14 protein-coding genes are annotated in these 19,181 nt (G+C 58.6%); 6 read left to right on the top strand and 8 right to left on the bottom strand.

Features of this window, described 5'->3' with window-relative positions; genetic code table 11:
* The first annotated feature begins 114 nt into the window (after positions 1-114).
* A complete protein-coding gene (acs, locus tag LJD29_RS13670) occupies positions 115-2,079 on the top strand; it encodes an acetate--CoA ligase (protein WP_446742095.1) in 1,965 nt (654 codons plus the stop codon).
* A 261-nt stretch (positions 2,080-2,340) separates the two neighbouring features.
* Here acs and LJD29_RS13675 read toward each other — a convergent pair whose 3' ends face one another.
* The 4 genes from LJD29_RS13675 to LJD29_RS13690 form a co-directional block, all read right to left on the bottom strand.
* A complete protein-coding gene (locus LJD29_RS13675; RefSeq protein ID WP_446742096.1) occupies positions 2,341-3,840 on the bottom strand; it encodes a carbohydrate porin in 1,500 nt (499 codons plus the stop codon).
* Positions 3,841-3,933: 93 nt separating this feature from the next.
* Positions 3,934-6,534: a bifunctional uridylyltransferase/uridylyl-removing protein GlnD gene (locus LJD29_RS13680; RefSeq protein WP_446742097.1), complete on the bottom strand. Its 2,601-nt coding sequence runs from the start codon at positions 6,532-6,534 to the stop codon at positions 3,934-3,936.
* 119 nt (positions 6,535-6,653) lie between these two features.
* Entirely contained in the window at positions 6,654-6,992 is a 339-nt protein-coding gene (locus LJD29_RS13685) for a P-II family nitrogen regulator (RefSeq protein ID WP_446742098.1), read from the bottom strand.
* Positions 6,993-7,030: 38 nt separating this feature from the next.
* A complete protein-coding gene (locus tag LJD29_RS13690) occupies positions 7,031-8,437 on the bottom strand; it encodes an ammonium transporter (RefSeq protein WP_446742099.1) in 1,407 nt (468 codons plus the stop codon).
* A 311-nt stretch (positions 8,438-8,748) separates the two neighbouring features.
* Here LJD29_RS13690 and LJD29_RS13695 point away from each other — a divergent pair, with 311 nt between their 5' ends.
* The 4 genes from LJD29_RS13695 (at position 8,749) to LJD29_RS13710 (ending at position 13,792) form a co-directional block, all read left to right on the top strand.
* A complete protein-coding gene (locus LJD29_RS13695; RefSeq protein ID WP_446742100.1) occupies positions 8,749-9,321 on the top strand; it encodes an NADH-quinone oxidoreductase subunit B in 573 nt (190 codons plus the stop codon).
* A gap of 287 nt (positions 9,322-9,608) precedes the next feature.
* Positions 9,609-11,186 carry an OmpA family protein gene (locus LJD29_RS13700; RefSeq protein WP_446742101.1) on the top strand — a complete coding sequence of 526 codons (1,578 nt, stop codon included), beginning with the start codon at positions 9,609-9,611 and terminating at the stop codon, positions 11,184-11,186.
* Between the two features lie 207 nt (positions 11,187-11,393).
* On the top strand, positions 11,394-13,337 hold the full coding sequence (locus LJD29_RS13705; RefSeq protein ID WP_446742102.1) for a WD40/YVTN/BNR-like repeat-containing protein: 1,944 nt from the start codon (positions 11,394-11,396) through the stop codon (positions 13,335-13,337).
* A 5-nt stretch (positions 13,338-13,342) separates the two neighbouring features.
* A complete protein-coding gene (locus LJD29_RS13710) occupies positions 13,343-13,792 on the top strand; it encodes a GNAT family N-acetyltransferase (protein WP_446742103.1) in 450 nt (149 codons plus the stop codon).
* On the opposite strand, the gene LJD29_RS13715 is transcribed toward LJD29_RS13710, so the two are convergent.
* Complete coding sequence (locus LJD29_RS13715; protein ID WP_446742104.1) at positions 13,781-14,401, bottom strand: hypothetical protein; 621 nt, start codon at positions 14,399-14,401, stop codon at positions 13,781-13,783. The genes LJD29_RS13710 and LJD29_RS13715 overlap by 12 nt on opposite strands.
* Positions 14,402-14,472: 71 nt before the next feature.
* On the opposite strand from LJD29_RS13715, the gene mqnE reads away from it, so the two are divergent.
* Positions 14,473-15,624, top strand: a complete 1,152-nt coding sequence (gene mqnE, locus LJD29_RS13720; protein WP_446742105.1) for an aminofutalosine synthase MqnE — start codon at positions 14,473-14,475, stop codon at positions 15,622-15,624.
* On the opposite strand, the gene opgC is transcribed toward mqnE, so the two are convergent.
* The 3 genes from opgC to LJD29_RS13735 all read right to left on the bottom strand — a co-directional run bounded on the left by opgC (position 15,621) and on the right by LJD29_RS13735 (position 19,181).
* Positions 15,621-16,844: an OpgC domain-containing protein gene (gene opgC, locus LJD29_RS13725; protein ID WP_446742106.1), complete on the bottom strand. Its 1,224-nt coding sequence runs from the start codon at positions 16,842-16,844 to the stop codon at positions 15,621-15,623. The genes mqnE and opgC overlap by 4 nt on opposite strands.
* 111 nt (positions 16,845-16,955) lie before the next feature.
* Positions 16,956-18,218, bottom strand: coding sequence for an MFS transporter (locus LJD29_RS13730; RefSeq protein WP_446742107.1), 1,263 nt, complete (start codon positions 18,216-18,218; stop codon positions 16,956-16,958).
* A 123-nt stretch (positions 18,219-18,341) separates the two neighbouring features.
* On the bottom strand, positions 18,342-19,181 hold the full coding sequence (locus LJD29_RS13735; RefSeq protein ID WP_446742108.1) for an ABC transporter ATP-binding protein: 840 nt from the start codon (positions 19,179-19,181) through the stop codon (positions 18,342-18,344).

Below are 19,181 nucleotides of genomic sequence, written 5' to 3' on the forward strand. Positions count from 1 at the left end.
CGCGCCGCTTGCGCGCTCTCCGGCAGAACCTATAGTGTTTCTGTGAGTCGAAAATCGTTCTTTGTGTGCGATGAACGACCGAAATTTAGATTTCAGGCAGGATTCTTTAAGCAAATGGTTTCCACCCCACTGTCCGATCCGAATCTGAGCTCATCCCTTCGCGAGAATCGCGTATTTCCTCCTCCTGCGGAGTTTGCCGCGAAGGCGCATGTTGGCAGCCTTGCTGCATATGAAGAGCTGTACGCACGGTCAGTGGCCGATCCTGAAGCGTTCTGGGCCGGCATCGCCAGCGAGCTTCATTGGTTCAAGCCGTGGGATAAAGTGCTCGAGTGGGACGCTCCCTGGGCAAAGTGGTTTGTGGGCGGAAAAACCAATCTCTCTTACAACTGCATCGACCGTCAAGTTGCAAACGGCAAGGGTGAGAAGACCGCGATTCTGTGGGAAGGCGAACCGGGTGAGGTGCGCCGCGTAAGCTTCAACGAACTGCTTACTGAAGTGCAGAAGTTCGCGAATGTGCTGAAGTCGCTTGGCATCAAGAAGGGCGATCGCGTCGCCGTGTACATGGGCATGACGCCGGAGCTGGCTGTGGCCATTCTTGCCTGCGCCCGCATCGGCGCTGTCCACTCCGTTATCTTCGGAGGCTTCGCTGCAAACGCAATCACCGACCGCGTAAACGACGCACAATGCGTCGCAGTCATCACGCAGGACACCTCGTATCGCCGCGGCTCCGAGGTCAAGCTGAAGGCAACCGTGGACGAGGCGCTGAAGCACTGCACAACGGTGAAGGATGTCGTGGTCTATCGCCGGTCTGGTTCTGCCGTGGAGATGGCCGAAGGACGCGACCATTGGTGGCACGACCTCATGGCGAAGGCCGACGCGGAGTGCCCTGCTGAGCCGCTCGACTCCGAAGACCCGCTCTACATCCTCTACACATCGGGCACGACCGGAAAGCCGAAGGGACTTGTGCACACGACCGGCGGCTATGCGGTTGGCACGTATCTCACCAGCAAGCTGATCTTCGATCTGCGCGACGACGATGTGTACTGGTGCTCGGCGGATATTGGCTGGGTCACGGGCCATTCCTACGTCATATACGGCATCCTGCAGAACGGCGTGACGACGCTGATGTACGAGGGTGCGCCGAATGCCCCCGACTGCAGCCGCTTCTGGAAGATCATCGAAGACCATAAGGTCACCGTCTTCTACACCGCTCCAACCGCCATTCGCGCCTTTATCAAGTGGGGCGACCACTTTGTCGAGAAGCATGATCTCTCGAGCCTGCGCCTGCTGGGAACGGTCGGCGAGCCCATCAATCCCGAAGCATGGATGTGGTATCGCGAGAAGATCGGCGGAGGACGCTGCCCGATCGTCGATACCTGGTGGCAGACCGAGACCGGAGCCATCATGATCACTCCGCTGCCCGGCGCGATTGCCGCCAAGCCCGGTTCGGCCACCAAGCCATTTCCGGGAATTGTGCCCGAGATTGTTACAAAAGAGGGCGAGCCTGTTCCAGCCGGACAAGGCGGCTTGCTCGTCATCCGCAAGCCGTGGCCCTCGATGGCGCGAACCATCTTCAACGATCCCGAGCGCTACAAGCAGGCCTACTGGTCGGAGATCCCAGGTTCGTACTTTACTGGTGACGGCGCTCGCTGCGACGAAGACGGCTACTACTGGCTCATGGGCCGCGTGGACGACGTGATCAACGTGAGCGGACACCGTCTCGGCACCATGGAGATCGAATCGGCGCTGGTGGCGCACCACAAGGTAGCTGAAGCCGCCGTGGTGGGCCGTCCTGATGAAATGAAAGGCCAGGCGATTGCCGCATTCGTAACACTCGAGAGCGGCCACGAACCGACGCCCGAATTGAAGGATGAGTTGAGGAAGTGGGTTGCAAAAGAGATCGGAGCGCTGGCTCGTCCCGATGACATTCGCTTCACCGATCAGCTGCCGAAGACCAGGTCTGGAAAGATCATGCGCCGCCTGCTGCGCGAACTGGCGACGCACGGCGAAATCAAGGGCGACACCACAACGCTCGAAGATTTCGGAGTCATAGCCAAGCTGCGCGAACAAGACGAATAGGACTACGCGTCCAGCGGGACTGCGCGTCCGGCGATTCGCGCCCTTAGCGCCATAGCTGTTCGAGATTCTGTGGCGCTCCCTTTGGTCGCGAACTCTGTTGATGAGTTCTACGAAGTGAAAACAGGGCAGACCGCAATGCGATCTGCCCTGTTTACTTTTTCTTCCATCTGGCGGACAGATGGGTAAGGCATGGCTTCAGCCATGCCACCCAAGCTTGATGAAAGCGGCAGCTTTGGCTGTGAAGTAACCTGACCGATCTGCCTAGAAATCCACGTGCAACCGCACACCCGGAACCCACACCGCTCCGCGATCGCGGTTGTAGCCGGGGTTGTCGATGTGGCTCAGCTGCAGCGCCGCAAAGAGCCCGTTGTGGATGTGCGTGTTGTAGTAAAACTCCTCGATGTTTTCCCGGCCATAGTTGAGCTTGCCATCGCCGAGGATGAAACCGAGTCCGCCATCGGCGAGATAGTTCTGGTGATCTTTCTTAATGGCGTTGCTTACGAAAGCCGCGCCAATCTTGTCGACGGGCCGCTTCCACTGCGCGCCGTTGTAGTCGGCGCCGAAGAGTACAGTCTGATCGATCTCAGTGTATGCGAAAGATTCGTGCTGGCCTTCGTTCCAGCCAAAGCGGCTGAAGACGCGCAGATGGTCGTTGATCTCCTGTTCGTTGTTCCAGCCGAAGCCGTACTTGGTGGTTCCTATGGGAGCGCGCGCCGCGATCTGCGGGGTCGGCGTGACGCCGGTGAGGAAATCGTTCACAGCGTCGCGGTAGATGCCCATGTGCGCTTTGTTGTCGAAGGCGAGCAGGCGGATGGTGCCGTGCCGTCCAGGCAGCAGGGACTTGCGCAGTTCGAACTCGAAGTTCTGGCCGTGAGCGCGGGAGATCGCCCAGTCGAGGTCGATGCCGTTGGCAACGGTTGGCATCGCGGCCAGGCCATATCGAAAGCTCCAGATGCGGTCATCGTACTCGGCAATGCCGGCGAAGGTGTATCCGCGCGTGTCGGCGGCGTAATCCCACGCGCCATTGTTCACGATGGACCAGTTGGTGAACTGGAGATGGCTGTCGCTGCCGATGGAGTTGATATCGAACACGTCCGGCAGGCTCATCTTGCCAAAACGGAATTCGAGCCGCCTTACCGGAACCTTGGTCGCAAGACTGAACGGGCCACGTCCAGCATCGGTCATTTCATTCGTCAGCCCAATCGTCTGGTGAAACTGCACGCGTGCGATGTAGGGCGCGGAACCGAGATTTGGATTGCGGACAACGTCAACGTTTGTGAAGCCCGCGATACCCAGAGCCTGGCTTAGTCCGCGCCCGCCCGCGCTTTCTACGTCGAAGATCAGGTCAGTGTTGTAGCGCTGGTTCGGATGCAGCTGAAAACCGGTATAAAACGTTCCGACGAAGGATATTTTGTGTTCACCCCGCGCCTGGAAGCTGTTCGTTCCTTCATAAGGGGAGTGGAACGCCGGATGCGCCTGGAGAATGCTGTTTGCCTGACCCGCGAAGTACCACCAGGTATGGTCGGGATGCGGAAAGACTGTAACGACGTTTTCATCGGAGCCGCGTTCTTCCTGGGAGATTCCACTGGAACTCGAACCTTCGCTCTGCGGCGGCAGAAATGCGCTCAACAAGGGGTGTTCATCGGCTTCGGCCGCGGCCTCCGGGGCCGTCGGAGCGTCGGGAAGATCACGAGTCGATAGAGCCTGCGCGCCGGGCAGGCTGAGGAGCAGGCTGAGGATTACAGAAATTCGGCGCACCATGTCTCCTGGGTGGCCCGGCCGACATCGCGCTGGGCAAATTTATATCAGTGATGATCGCTTGTTGCGTTTGCAGAGATGTTACAGTCAGCTGGATTAGGTGCGCAGCGCCTCGAGGACAGCTGAAAGGGAAGCCGAAACCTGCTGCTCTTCCGCTCCGGTCAGCTTACCGTTGACCGAGGTGAGATAGAAGACGTCAATTGCTGTCTCGCCCTCGGTATCGATCAGCGCGATCTCGATGTTGCAATGGCATTCGGCAAAACATCGGGCGACCGCGTGTACCAGTCCCGGAGTATCCTCCGCAACCACCTGGACGAGCGTGCTGTGCGTTGAAGATTCATTGTCGAATTCGATGCGCGGAGCCACGGCAACCTTTGCCTGCCCCTGCCTGCGAGACCGGCTGCGCGAGCTCAGCAGCGTCTCCAGCGGAACCCGCTGTGCCACCACATCGCGCACGCTCTGCAGGAAGCGATCGACTTCCGACGGGTTGAGCGCGAGTGTCTGGAAGGGGTCGCTGAACTGGAAGGTATCGACGATCACGTTCGCTGAGTTCGAGAAGGCGTCGGCCTTCACGATGTTCATGCCCCAGGCCGAGAGAACGCCCGCCATATCGGCAAAAAGCAGTGGACGATCAGCCGCAACCAGCGTTATCTCGTTCAACTGGCGCACGGTGCGAAAGAGAAGCTGTGCCGGCTCCTGGGGCAGATTCATCGCAAGCTGAAAGTGCTTGCGGATCTGGTCGGGCTGCCGGGTCTGCAGATAGCGTTGCGGCAGGCCTTCGAGGAAATGACGCAACTCCAGCGCACGATCCGGAACCAGCGCGAGAATGCGGGACAGAGCAGCAGGATCGGCATCCGCGTGATAGCGAACCTCATCCACGCTGCGATCGAGAAAATTAGATGCGCCGATGTAAAGCTGCCAGATATTCTCAGCCTTCCACGGTGTCAGGGCGTCGGGAGCGACTGCCTTGATATCTGCGTAGGTCATGAGAGTCAGCATCTTCAACTGCGCGTGCGAGCCAATCTTATCGGCAAAGGTACGCACCGTCTCCGGCGCAAAGATGTCGCGGCGCAGCGCGAGCGACAGCTCAAGGTGATTGCGGATAATGCGGCGCACTGTCTCGCGCTCTTCAGGGTCGAATTCCAGGCGGGCAAAGACGCTTTCAGAAAGTTCGACGCTTTGCGTAGCGTGATCGCCGGTGCGGCGCGCCTTACCGGTGTCATGCATCAGCAGGGCAAGGAAGAAGAGGTCGGGCCGTTCAATCTCCGGCAGCAGCGTGGCAAAGCGCTTCTCCCAGTCATGATGCGGCTGGCGCAGCGCATGCACATTGTTGATGACGAGGAAGGTATGCTCATCGACTGTATAGCGATGGTAAGAGTCGCGAATGACCAGCGAATCGATGCCGTGGAACTCGGGAATCAGCAGCTCGAGTATGCCGAGCGCGTGCATCGTCCGTAGGGTGTGCGCCGCATAGGGACCGAGAAGCACCTCGCGCAGGCAGTTCCACAGGAACGGGCCTTCCGGCATCTGCACGGCCAGCACCGGCAGGTTTTCGACAATGCGGTCCTCAGCGTTCTGGCTTAATTTGTAACCGTTGTTGGCCATATTGCCGAAGACGCGAAGGATCGCGTCTCCGTCGATCTCCATGCCCGAGGAGGTGTCGAGATCGAGTCGGCCATTCTCGAGGAAGAAGTCGGTTCCGGCGATGGGCGTACGTTTACGGCGAAATTGCTTATAGAAAGACCTTCGCGCTGGAGGCAGGTCATCTACGAGAAGGACTGCCCTGCGAAAAATAGTGCGGGCATGGCGGTAGTAGGTCCGCATCCAGTAAGCAGGATCGGCCGAGCCGCGTGTTTCGAGCCCGATGCTCTCGGCCGCGGCTTCGTCCTGCGCATGCCAGTCGAGCGTGTTGTCGTCGCGGCGGTTGCGGTAGTGCAGAAAGCATCGCGCCGAGGCGAGAAAATCGAAGGCCTGCTCGCGCTCGTCATGCGTGCCCCACATGGAGTTGGTTGTGGGCTTCGGCCAGGTTTTTTCTGTCTGCACCGACGAGAGGAGCGTCAGCCACTGTGCCAGTTGGTAATCGCGCATGCCGCCCGGGCATTCCTTGATATTCGGCTCAAGGTGAAAGATGGTGTTGCCGTATTTTGCATGCCGCTTGCGTGCCATTTCGGCAAGGTTCTGAACGATTGCGTCCCAGTCACGCATCGCCAGCGAGGGCAGCAGTTCTGACTCGAGGCGTTTATAAAGAGCCTGGTCGCCGGTAAGGAAGCGGCGGTCGAGCAGCGAGATAGTGAACTCAAGATTGTCTGGATCGACCTTGTCGCATTCCTTGTACGTGCGAGTCGCAGGGCTGGCGCGCAGCCCTACGTCCCACATGGCTTGCGTAACCACGCGGAGCATCTCGTGGTGATCCCGTTCGACCGATTCATTCCCGCAGAGGTAAAGCACGTCCACATCGGAGTAGGGAAAGAGTTCCTTGCGCCCGAAGCCGCCTGTTGCGACAACCGCAATGTTGGGGCGCTCGCCCTCAGCGCAGACTGCTGCCCAGATCTGGCGGACGATCTGATCGACGATGGCCGAGCGGCGCCGGATTGCAGCCGTCCCGTCGCCATTGCGCTCGAAAATCTGGCGCAGCTCTGCGCTCTCCCGCTGATACAGGTCTCGCAGACGCTCGATCGATTGGGAGTCAGCAGTCATAAGTCGATGGAAAGATCAGAAATAAAGTGTACTTGCCGACCGGCATCGGCAAGCGGCTGGAAGCGGTTGATTCGGGTTCCCGGAAGAACCCGAACCGTGAAGAGTCAGCTTGCCAGGAGTCAGAGTGCGGAGGGACCGCGCTCGTCGTTGCGGATACGGATGGCGTCGTCGATCTTCGATATAAAAATCTTTCCGTCGCCGATTTTTCCGGAGCGCGCCGACGAGAGGATGGCCTGCACGGCTTTCTCGACGAGTTCGTCTCCCACAACCATTTCGATCTTGACCTTGGGAAGAAGATCGACCGTGTATTCGCGTCCCCGGTAGAACTCCGTATGGCCCTTTTGGCGACCGTGGCCGCGTGCTTCAAGAATCGTCATGCCTTCAATGCCGATTTCAAGGAGCGCATCTTTCACTGCATCTAGCTTTGACGGCTGGATCACCGCTTCAATTTTCTGCATAGCATCGTCCCGGATGAAGAGTATCAGGTTTCTATGGCTTAGGCGTGGTCGTAGCCTTCTTCGCCATGCTGCGTAATATCGAGTCCCTCGATTTCGTGCTCACGCGAGACTCGCAGTCCGATGGTCATATCGACAATCTTAAGCAGAACCAGCGTGCCTACGATCGAAATGACCCATGCTAGTGCGATGCCGATGAACTGGTTCAGGACCTGATGCCAATTTCCGTCCACAACGCCTGAAGGCAGCGGATTGCCATTCTTGTCTTTGAAAATGGGGTAAATGGCATTGGTAGCAAAGATGCCGGTGAGGATTGCGCCCAGCGTGCCGCCGGCGCCATGTACGCCGAAGGCATCGAGCGAATCGTCATAACCGAAGATCGCCTTAACCTTGATGACCATGAAGTAGCAGAACACTCCGGCGATGAAGCCGATGATGAGCGACGACATCGGGGTAACGAAGCCGGCTGCAGGCGTGATGGCGACAAGACCAGCCACTGCCCCGGAGATAGCACCGAGAGCGCTAGGCTTGCCATTGCGGATCCACTCGGCTGCGGCCCAGCTCAGCGCCGCTGCTGCGGCTGCAAAGTGCGTGTTCACGAAGGCGCTTGTGGCAAGGCTGCCGGCATTCAGAGCGCTGCCGGCGTTGAAGCCGAACCAGCCCACCCACAGCAGGCAGGCGCCGATGAAGCTGAGCACGACCGAGTGCGGCGGCGTAGGCTCCTTGGGGTAGCCGATGCGCTTGCCCAGGTAAATCGCGGTAACGAGCGCGGAGACGCCTGAGGTGACGTGAACGACCGTTCCACCGGCGAAGTCCAGGCAGGGAAAGCGTCCGCCCAGCGAAGCATTGAGCAGGCCACCCTTGCCCCACACCATGTGAGCCATGGGCGAATAGACCACGATCGACCAGAGAATGAGAAAAGCAGCCATGCCGCTGAACTTCATGCGTTCGGCGAAGGCTCCGGTGATGAGCGCCGGGGTGATGATGGCGAACATCAGCTGGTAGATCATGAAGGTCTGCGCCGGAATCGTGGCCGCGTAATCGGGGTCAGGATTCAGTCCTACGCCATGCAGGAACAGGTTGTGAAAGCTGCCGATGAAGCTGGTCCCCGGACCGAAGGCGAGGCTGTAGTTCACGATGCCCCACATCACCGTGATGATCGCCATCATGGCAAAGCTCTGCATCATTACCGAGAGCACGTTCTTCTTGCGCACCAGGCCGCCGTAAAAGAGGGCGAGGCCAGGCCCGGTCATCATCAGCACCAGCGCGGAGCTGACCAGCATCCAGGCGTTGTCTGCGGAGGATTGCGCCTGCGCGGTCTGCGCCTCGAGTTTGGCAAGGCGGTCGGCGGTGGAAGGAGCCGCCACGGGCGTCGACTGGGCAAATGCCGAAACTGCGCTGATACACAGAACTAACGCCAGAAAATACCGGAGAAGACGAAAACGCATAGTGCTCCAGGAGACAATCGTTGCAAAACGTTACGGGTAAAACGTACGAATACACCAGTGCAGGGTCCCGTGCCTCTGTTGCTTTGGCCGGAGAGTAAATGAGGGCCAGGCCACGACCGCTGGCAGGAGCGGAAGAGGTGTCGGCCAGAAATCAAAGTTCGGTGGAAATACTTTTACATACTTTTATCGATTGGCAAACTGAGAATTGACCTAGAGCGATTGCCAGCTTCACTGATATCGGGGTAAGGGTTGTATCGCATGTCAAAAATTGTCTCCATGGATGCAGCGGGAAAGCGCGTATAGTGAAAGACATGAGCGAAATCATGCAGGACAGGTATCTGTTCGGATCGCTGGAAAGCAGCGCGAAAAACCGACAGAAGTTACAGGAAGTCAGCTACGGATATGACCAGCCGGACGGCGTATTCCTGACCTCGCTTGATTCGGCAATCAACTGGATCCGTAAGAATTCGGTCTGGCCGATGACGTTTGGCCTGGCCTGCTGCGCGATTGAGATGATGTCGATGGGAGCTTCGAGATTCGACGTGGCCCGCTTTGGAGCCGAAGTCTTTCGTCCCTCGCCTCGCCAGTCTGACCTGATGGTCATCGCCGGACGCGTCTCGCAGAAGATGGCGCCGGTCATTCGCCGCCTTTACGACCAGATGCCCGAACCGAAATGGGTCATTTCGATGGGTGCCTGTGCAACTTCTGGCGGCGTCTTCAATAACTATGCGCTTCTCCAGGGAGTCAACCAGGTAATACCTGTCGACATCTACGTGCCCGGGTGCCCGCCGCGTCCGGAACAGCTGCTGTACGCCATTACCCTCCTGCAGGAAAAGATCCAGCGCGAACGGGGCAGCCTGAAAAGGGCACTCAATCTGCAGTAACTCTGACCGTCCGGGAGACCCCAAAAAAATTGTAATTTTCGCGGTGTCTCCTCAGGCAACTCATTGAAGAAATTATGCTCTAACTGAATAAAAGTGTGGTAGCTTGAATACCGCGCGATACTTTTGCGCAGAGATGATCTGCGCGTTGTTCTGTAAACCCGGCTTAGTTGGTATTGTTCTAGGCTTAAGCGCTTTGTAAGACTTCCTAAATTTGGTTGCGGAGGAATAGACGCATGCATTCTCGTTTGTTCAGTAATCTGAGCCGAATTCTGCTTGTAGGATGTGCCGTGGGACTCGGTGCATCGAGCATGTATGGGCAGACTTCGTCCTCAACGCCGGCGGCTCCCACAGGGCCGAACCCATCCCGGATCGACATTTTTGCCGGTTACTCCTACCTGGCCCCCAAGGGCACGGTAGATACCGCTTTGCCTGATGGAACAACCTACACTGGCACCTTCGATTCCATCGATTACGGTGCGATTGCCAGCGGCGCCTACTACTTTAATAAGTATGTTGGTGGCCAGGTAGAGTTTGGTTTCCATCCTCAGGATAAGAACGACGGAGCCACGACCTACCAGGGCGGTATCATTTTCCGTTACCCCGTCCAGGGCATGACTCCCTTCGTGCACGGCCTTGCCGGTGCGGTCGATCTCGAAGGTCCTGACAATCCGCCTTACACCACCCTGCGGTCGACCATCGGTCCGGCTCTCACGGTTGGCGGCGGTCTTGACTACGACCTTCCGTTCTTCCACAACCATCTCGGTCTTCGCCTTTTCCAGGCTGATTACGAGTACTTCCACGTGAACTATGGACCGGAAGCGGTCTATGGTGGCCGTGCGAATCCCGGCAACGCCCGCCTGAGCGCCGGCCTTGTCTTCAAGATGGGCTCGATCGTTCCGCCTCCTCCGGTCCAGTATGCCTGCTCGGCGACCCCGAGCTCGGTATTCCCGGGTGAGCCTGTCACCGTTACCGGCACTGCCTCGAACCTGAACCCCAAGAAGACTGCCACCTATAACTGGGGCGGCCAGGGTGTGACGGTCAGCGGCACGGATTCGACCGGCAAGGTCGACACCGCAAGCCTCTCGGCTGGCACCTACACTGTTACCGGTCACGTCTCCGAAGGCAACAAGCCTGGTGAGTCGGCTGACTGCTCGGCCCAGTTCACCGTCAAGGACTACGAGCCGCCGACAGTAAGCTGCGTGGCCAATCCGACTGAAGTGAAGCCGGGTGACAGCGCCACGATCACTGCCCAGGGTGTAAGCCCGCAGAATCGTCCGCTGACCTACAGCTACACCGCCTCTTCGGGCACGGTGAGCGGCTCGGGTTCGACCGCAACCCTGTCCACGACCGGTGCACCTTCGGGCGCAATCACAGTAACCTGCAACGTGGCTGACGACAAGGGCCATACAGCTTCGGCGACCACCTCGGTCAACGTGGCTGCCCCGCCGCCGCCGCCGCCGTCGACGCAGACTCTGTGCGCGATCCAGTTCAACCACGACAAGCGCCGTCCGGCTCGCGTGGACAACGACGCCAAGGGCTGCCTGGATGATGTCGCCCTGAACGCGCAGCGTTCGTCCGATGCCAGCCTGGTAGTTGTCGGCAACTCCGCCAAGCCCAAGCTTGCCGCGCAGCGCGCCGTCAACACCAAGGACTACCTGGTCAAGGAGAAGGGTATCGACGCCAGCCGCATCTCGGTTCGTACGGGAAGCTCGGGAACGGATGAGGTCAACAACTACCTCGTACCGGCCGGAGCCAACTTCGACCACGATGTGACGGGAACCACTCCGGTGGATGAAGCTTCTGTGAAGGTTCAGCCCCGTAATGGCCACGCCCGTCCGCATCACAAAAAGAAGGCTGCCAAGTAACCCTTAACCGAAACAAATGAAAAGGGGCTGACCGGATTCCGGTCAGCCCCTTTTGTTGTATGGCGCCGAGGTATTTCCCCTCATCTAATAGGAGTATCCGAAACGTTATCTCGGTGACCGCGAATTCTCCGTATCATGTGTAAATCGGTATTTAACAGAATGATGAAGCGAACTTACTTTGCATTGCTCCTTGGTTTAGCTGGTAGTGTGCTCCAACCTTCCTTTCAGGCCGCTCGGGCCGCAACCGTACCGTGGATCGCCGTGGGACCTGAAGGCGGCGATGCACGCAGTTTTGCCTATGATCCCAAGAACTCTTCCCATATCTATATGGGAACAACCAGCAGCTGGGTATATGAGTCGACAGATGGTGGCACCAAGTGGCAACGTCTCCCTCACCTCGGCAAGGTAGATGATCTGGTTGTCGATAACATCGTTGTGGACTCGGCGAATCCTAAAACGATCTACGCGGGCGTCTGGCAGCTTGATCGCAACTCTGGCGGTGTCTTTATCAGCCATGACGCCGGTAAGACCTGGGCCACCATTCCGGATATGGACGGTCAGTCGGTCCGCGCGCTATCTCAGGCGCCATCGAACTCCAATATCCTTGTCGCTGGCACAATCGCGGGTATCTATCAGAGCAGCGATGCCGGCGTGCACTGGAAGGAAATCAGCCCGCCGGGCAGCGGTGAGATTCACAAGGTGGAATCGATCGCCATCGATCCAGGCGATCCGAAGACGATCTACGCCGGTACCTGGCATCTTCCCTGGAAGACGACCGACGGCGGTGCGAACTGGCACAACATTAAGCAGGGCCTGATCGATGACTCCGACGTCTTCTCGATCATCATCGATCCGCAGATGCCCAGCCTGATCTACGCGAGCGCCTGCTCGGGAATCTATCAGAGCGAAACCGGCGGAGAGCTTTTCCGCAAGATCCAGGGCATTCCTTCAACAGCGCGACGCACACGCGTCCTGCAGCAGGATCCTTCGAACCACAAGATCGTTTACGCGGGCACGACGGAAGGCCTTTACAAAACGCTCGATGGCGGCACGAACTGGTCGCGCATGACCGGACCGGATGTCATCATCAACGACGTTTACGTCGATCCGAAGAACCCTCAGCATGTACTGCTGGCGACCGATCGCAGCGGAGTACTGGCCAGCCAGGACTCCGGGGCGACCTTCCAGGCCAGCAATGGGGGCTTCTCCCAGCGTCAGGTTACGGCCTTTCTCGCCGATTCGAAGAACAACGAAACCCTCTACGCTGGAGTCGTCAACGACAAGAGCTACGGTGGTGTCTTCGTCTCACAGAATCGGGGCACCAGCTGGAAGCAGCAGAGCGCAGGCCTCGATGGGCGGGACGTTTTCGATCTTGCTCAGTCCAGTGACGGCAGCGTATACGCCGGCACCAGTCATGGAATCTTTCATTGGGATGGTTCGACGTGGCAAGCACACGGCAAGGTGGTCAATACTACTGAGAAGGTCACGTATGTGAAGGTTCGCGGCAAGCGGGTCAAGAAGACCGTTTCCGAAAGCTCCAAGCCTACGACGATCGACTCACAGGTGACCGATCTTTCCGTGGATGGTCCTGTCTGGTTCGCCGCAACCGCCGAAGGCGTCTACCGCAGCACGACAAACGGAACTACATGGTCAGGACCGATTCTCAACGATCCCGACTATCGCTTTGTCGATGCGCACGGGCCGATCGTTTTCGCCGGCCGTCGCAGCGATCTGCGTCTCTCCGAGGACAGCGGCATCACCTGGAAACAGATTCCGCTGCCTGCCAAATTGACATTGGTGCGCGCTCTCGCAACCGATCCGAACGGAACACTTTGGCTCGGCGGCCTGCAGGGTGCTTTCTACAGTAACGATCGTGGCGCCACCTGGCAGCAGGTAGCAAACCTGCCGATGGGCAACATCAACCACATCGACTACGATGCCGGTCTGCAGAAGATCATTCTCACCTCCAGCGATTCGACGCTCGTCTTCGCGATGAACGCCGATAACAAGAGCTGGAAGTGGTGGGATGCGGGCTGGAAGGTGCGCATGGTGCACTCCATTGGAGGCCGCCTCATCGGCGCGTCCCTTTATGACGGCGTCGTGGTCGAACCAGTCACCATCGGTTCGCCCGGATCGGCGCAGGGGAACTAGCCGTCATGCTGAAACTGAGGAGCGTCAGGGTTGAAGACCTTGACGCTCTTTTTGTTTTGGATCAGCAGTGCTTTCCGGAGGGTATTGCTTATTCGAAGGAAGAGCTGGCGTATTTTCTCTTCGAAACCATCTCGCTCTCGCTTATCGCTGAAGAAGATCGGAAGCTGGCAGGTTTCATCGTTGCCGAGCAGGTATCTCCCACACTCATGCACCTGATCACCATCGATGTTGCTGCCGGAATGAGACGCCTGGGGGTTGGCCGTGTCCTGATGGAAGCAATTCTTGAAGGAGCAGTGTGTGCCGGTACCGAGGCGATCGAGCTGGAGGTAGCGGTGGACAATGCCGGCGCACAGGCCTTCTATCGGGAAGCAGGGTTCGTCGAAACAGGCAGGATCGCCGGCTACTATATGGGCACGCTCGATGCCCTTACGATGCGGCGAGCGTTACGGGTGTGAAGTCTTTGCGGCTGCAACCGCCGACTCGAGGGCTGCGCGGCTCGCAGGAGTTAGAGGGCCGGAAGCGCGCCATAAGACGTGTCCCTGCTTGTCAGTCAGCAGCACCGCTATTTCCTTCTCATTGGCGATCTGCAGGCTGCGCCGGAACTCGTCCTTGTTTACGTACAAGGGAATAATCCACGGCCAGGTTTCCGGATCGGTCTCATCGCTTCGCATCGAGGAGTTTTCCCACCAGCGAAAGATCATATTTTCAGGTCCGGAGACAGGAAGGCGATACCAGCGGAAGCCAAGGGTGGTATGCAGCAGGCTTTGCGCTGCCGGCGACCAGCTATCGATATCTTTTTGCTGCTCCGGCTGAAAAGAGATGAGCAGCATGTTTACCTGACCCGCCAGATCGCCGGGCAGGCTGACTTTGACCTTATTAAGGTTGTAGGACGTGACCGCGGGCAGGGTGGCAGCATTTTGCGCGTCGCCGCGCGGGGCGGCGATGAATGGCCCCAGCAGAAGAGCCAGAATTACCAGGCGACTAGGAGAAGAGTGCATGCGTATGGGCAAACGGTAAGGAAACAAAAAGCTTGTATTGATCTTCTTGACGAATAGTAACAGCACCCGGAGCATCGTCATGCTGCGCGGAAGAGAAAAAGGAATCGCCGCAGCCCCGTGCTTTATCATAAAGAGTGATGACAACCGAGGCCAGAGTGAAAGAAGCTACGTCGACATTTGTGACGGATGACGCCCGTCTGAACCCTATTGCGGAAAAGGTTCTCGCGGGCGAGCGCCTCAACTTTGAAGATGGGGTCGCTCTCTATCGCTCGCCCGATATCCTGGCCGTCGGTTGGCTGGCAAACTACGTTCGCGAAAAGCTGCACGGCGACGTCGCATATTTCAATGTGAATCGTCATATCAACCCGACCAACGTCTGTGTTGCATCCTGCAGGCTGTGCGCCTTCGGCCGTAAAAAGGGAACTGACGGGACCTACACCATGGCGCTCGAGCAGGCGTGGGAGACGGCTGCTTCCGGATACAGCGAAGCAGTGACCGAGTTCCACATCGTCGGTGGCCTGCATCCCGACCTGCCGCTCGAGTACTTCCTCGATCTCGTTACCGGTCTGAAGCAGCGCTTTCCCAAAGTACATATCAAAGCCTTCACTATGGTCGAGGTTGCGTTTCTCGCACGCCGCGCCAAGCTCACGATTCCTGAGACGCTGCGCCGCATGAAAGAAGCCGGCGTAGATTCCATGCCCGGTGGTGGTGCTGAAATTTTCGCGGATCGTGTTCGTCACATCATCTGCGATCACAAGATTGACGGCAGCGAGTGGCTCGACACGGCACGCATGGTTCACCAGGCAGGCCTGAAGTCAAACGCCACCATGCTGTACGGCCATATCGAGAACGATGAAGATCGTGTTGACCACCTGATGAAGCTGCGCGCGGTGCAGGATGAGACGAACGGCTTCCAGACGTTTATCCCGCTGGCATTCCATCCCGATAACACGCCGCTCTCGCACCTGCCGCGCACGACTGGACTGACTGACATTCGTCAGATCGCGGTCAGCCGCCTCGTGCTCGACAACTTCCCGCACATCAAGGCTTACTGGCAGATGATGTCGGCGAAGATCGCGCAGATCTCCCTGCGCTTTGGCGCTGACGATATCGACGGCACCGTCATCGAAGAGAAGATTTACCACGACGCTGGCGCAACCACGCCACAGGGATTACGCCGCCAGGACCTGGTGCGCCTCATCACCGAGGCAGGGCGGGTTCCGGTGGAGCGTGACACGCTTTATCGCTCGGTCACGCGCACCGAAGATACTTTTACTGTCGCGGTTTAGTCGCCGGTCGTTTCATGGCCGGCGGCAGCATATTCAAGTGGTGCCTGCTCGCCAAGCTCGCGGATGGTTTCAGCAGTGGACGGCGTAAATGCGGTGGAGGGTTTGCCCGACGATCCCTTGTCGGTCCGCTTTCTTACCTCGCGCAGCGCAACGAGGATCAGCCCTGAAAGCGTGACCACCACCAGCGAAACCGCAGCCAGCCCATGTAGCTGAGCGACCTCGCCGTAAAGCAGCGCCAGACCGCCGAAGACAAAGAAAACATGGGCGCAGAAGACGTGCAGCGAAGCCTTGCCGAGCGTCAGGAAAGGCTCTCGAGCAACCAGAGGCAGCAGGAAACGCCGCATCCAGAAGAAAACAATCGAGAAAGCGACCAGGTTCAGGGCGCGGAGCGGGCCGATCTGCCACTTGTCCAGGGAAAGACCCAGGGTCTGCTGCGTCAGGTGCGGCCCGAGCCAGTTGTGACGGACCCCTATGAAGAAGACGCATGCTGCCGCGGACACCGGAACCGTCCACGCAGGCAGCTTCTTGAGCGGGAAGACACCCGTAGCCGAGCGCGCTCCCAGCCAAAGCCCAATCGTCCAGACCGCCTGCCAGGCAAAAAGATTGAAGGCGCCGGTTTCCTGGAGAGGAATCTTCAGATGGGTGATATGAACGATCTGGTTATGCACGAGATCGCGCAGTCCGAACTGCGCGAGTAGCCACACCAGGCCGCTTGCGGCAAGCACTTTTCTCCAGCCGAAGCGCAGTGACGCCGAAAGCACGAGCGGCGTGAAAAAGAGGAAGGTCACGTACATCGGCAGAATGTCGAGCAGCGGCGGGCAATAGAGCAGCAGCACCGAACCAACGATCGCGACAAACGGATGCGCGAGGTAGAAATCCAGCAGGTTCAACAGCGCGGCCTTATGCGTATGCACCGCGAACGCGGCCGCGATGGTGAACGCAAACGCCAGCATCAGCAGGTGATAGCCGTAGACCTTGAAAGACCGCTTCCAAAGCTTGGTGCGTGCCTTCACGTCATCGCGCATCAGTTCACGGATGTAGATTCTCCCGACGAGCAGAGCCGAAAGAAAGACGAAACCCTCTGCGGAGGTGACGAAGCCGATGGGCTGGTTCACGAAGTCGCTGAAGCGTGTAGGGAGGTGCGTCAGCGTCATCCAGACCAGGAAGAGTCCTCGTAACGCATCGAGTTCCGGTCGGCGTTCCAGCTTGGGCAGGTGCATAGTCAGCGCGGTGAATACCGGAGTGGGTAACCGGCAGACATTCCTGCATGATTAGACGCGGTCCGAATGAAGGGGTTGCGCCAGCGCCCCAGTGAATGATTTCCGCAACTTTCAGGCGGCGGCGAGCGTCTGCCGTCGGCGGCTACGCAGATACCACAGCGACCAGACCGCAATCAGCGGAAGATCGAAGAGGCAGCTGACCGCTTCCGCCCCGGGAATGCCACGGAAGCCGAAGTGTTTCGAAGCCACCCCTTCGAGCCACGTCATATAGGCAATAGGCAGATATTGCAGGGAGCTCAAGAGGGAATAACGCAGACTTCCACCGCGTCGAACCGCACCGACCACGTCAAGAATCAGGCTCATGCACACGCTGGACGTAAGACCGATGGTGAACAGGTAGATAACCGTTCCCACCATATAAACGGCGTAACCCGGAGTGGCGAAGGCGAGAAAAAAGGCGGGAATCGCGTTTATAGCGCCGGCTGACGCATATGCAATCCGCCGGTCGATACCTGCGGGAACGAGTGTTCCGGCGAGACAGCCGAGCCCCATCAGCAGGCCTCCGCCAACTCCATTGATCCAGACGACCGAGTCGCCCGAAACGTGGTAATCAGACGCGATGGCGGGCAGCAGGCCGATAAGAGCGCCTGCGCCGGGAGGAGCCAGCAGCAGAAGCAATCCGAAGAAGTTGGCCGGCTCGAGGCAGGTGGCTCGCAGCTCTCGCAGAACAGCTCGGGGATGTTCGCTCAGCTTCGGATGGTGATGGCGCGCAGGCTCTTTCAGGAAAAGCGCCGCAACCGCGGGCAGCACCATGAGCAATGCGGCAATGGGAGCCCAGAGCGATGCCCTGAGATGGAGCGCCAGCCAAAGGATCAACCCGGTGGCGACCGCTCCGCCGCCCAGGTTCGAGGCCTGCGCCCAGGCGGCTCCGCGCGCGCGGCTGCTGGGCGTAAGCATGGCAGCCATCAGTCCCCCGTATGCCGAGGAGATCATCATGCAGAAAAAAAGGCCTGCAAAGTAAAGCCAGACCGCCCATGAAGGATGATGCTCAAGAGCCAGTGAGCCGGCGAGCAGAGCCGCGGCCGACACCAGCGTTGAGACGAAGTGCCATGTACGCCGGCGCAGCCCCAGATCGACGACCGGACTCCAGAGGAAATAGATAAAAGATGGAATCCCAAGCAGGGCGATGGCGTTTGCGACCTGGTCGAGCGGCAATCCTGCACGGCGCAGCAGCAGGGAAGCGCTGCCATTCGTCACAAAATCGATGTAGATCGCATACGGTAGCACGACCCACGCGAACTGCGCGGGCGATGCCAGATCGTGTAGCGGAGGATGATCGAGTTCCGGATCGGAAACCGTGTCTGCGGGGTTCATAAGCGGGCGGAGTCAGGAATTCGAGGGTAACACAGGTGCGCCGACAGTCTTTTTTCTGCGGTGCCCACGTTCGGAGTGGGAAACGAAGAGCAAGAAACCGGGTTCCACGCTCTGAGCCTTGTCTTACGAAAGATATTCCTTAATGAACGGATCGTCCGAAGCCACAAGGTCGTGCGTCGAGCCGTCGAAGACAAGCCTGCACTGGTGCAGCACCAGGAAGCTGGTCTTCGGATCATTCTGGTGATCTGGCAGCGGCTCCATGCTGTTTGTTTCCTTGTTGAACTGGTGGCTGACCATCGTGAAGGCGTCCTGCAGACGGTGTGTGACCAGCAGGGCGCTGGTCTTGTAGACATCTCGCTGCTTCACAACCAGTTCAATGATGGTGGTCGAGGTGATGGGGTCGAGGCCGCCGGTGGGCGAGTCGTAAAGCAGGAGACTGGGCTTGGTGATGATGGCCCGCGCAATGGCCACGCGGCGGCGCATGCCGCCCGAGAGCTGCGAGGGCAGCTTGTCGAGAGTGTGTTCCAGCTCGACGAAGCGCAGGGCTTCCGTCACGCGCTCGGTGATCTCGGCTTCCGGCACGTGTTCATCGGTCAGGCGATAGCCCACGTTGTCGCGTACCGTCAGCGAGTCAAAGAGAGCGCCTTCCTGGAAGACAGTGCCGATGATGTCACGCAGCTTGTAAAGGTCCTGCTCGCGCATGGCGCTGACTTCAAAGCCGAAGACGAAGATTTTTCCCGAGTCGGGTTTGATAAGCCCGTTGGCCAGCTTCAGCAGAACGCTCTTGCCCACGCCTGCCGGTCCCAGCAGAATGCGCGTCTCCCCGCGCTTCACCTCGAACGAGATATCTTCAAGCACACTCTTGCCGTCAAATCCGATCGACACATTCTCAAAGCGGATCGCCGGAGCATCGGGATAAACTTCGTTGGCCGGTTTCTCGGCGAGCATCTCGGCTACGGTCAT

It is taken from the genome of Silvibacterium acidisoli (assembly GCA_022870745.1).
Taxonomy (GTDB): Bacteria; Acidobacteriota; Terriglobia; order Terriglobales; family Acidobacteriaceae; genus Silvibacterium.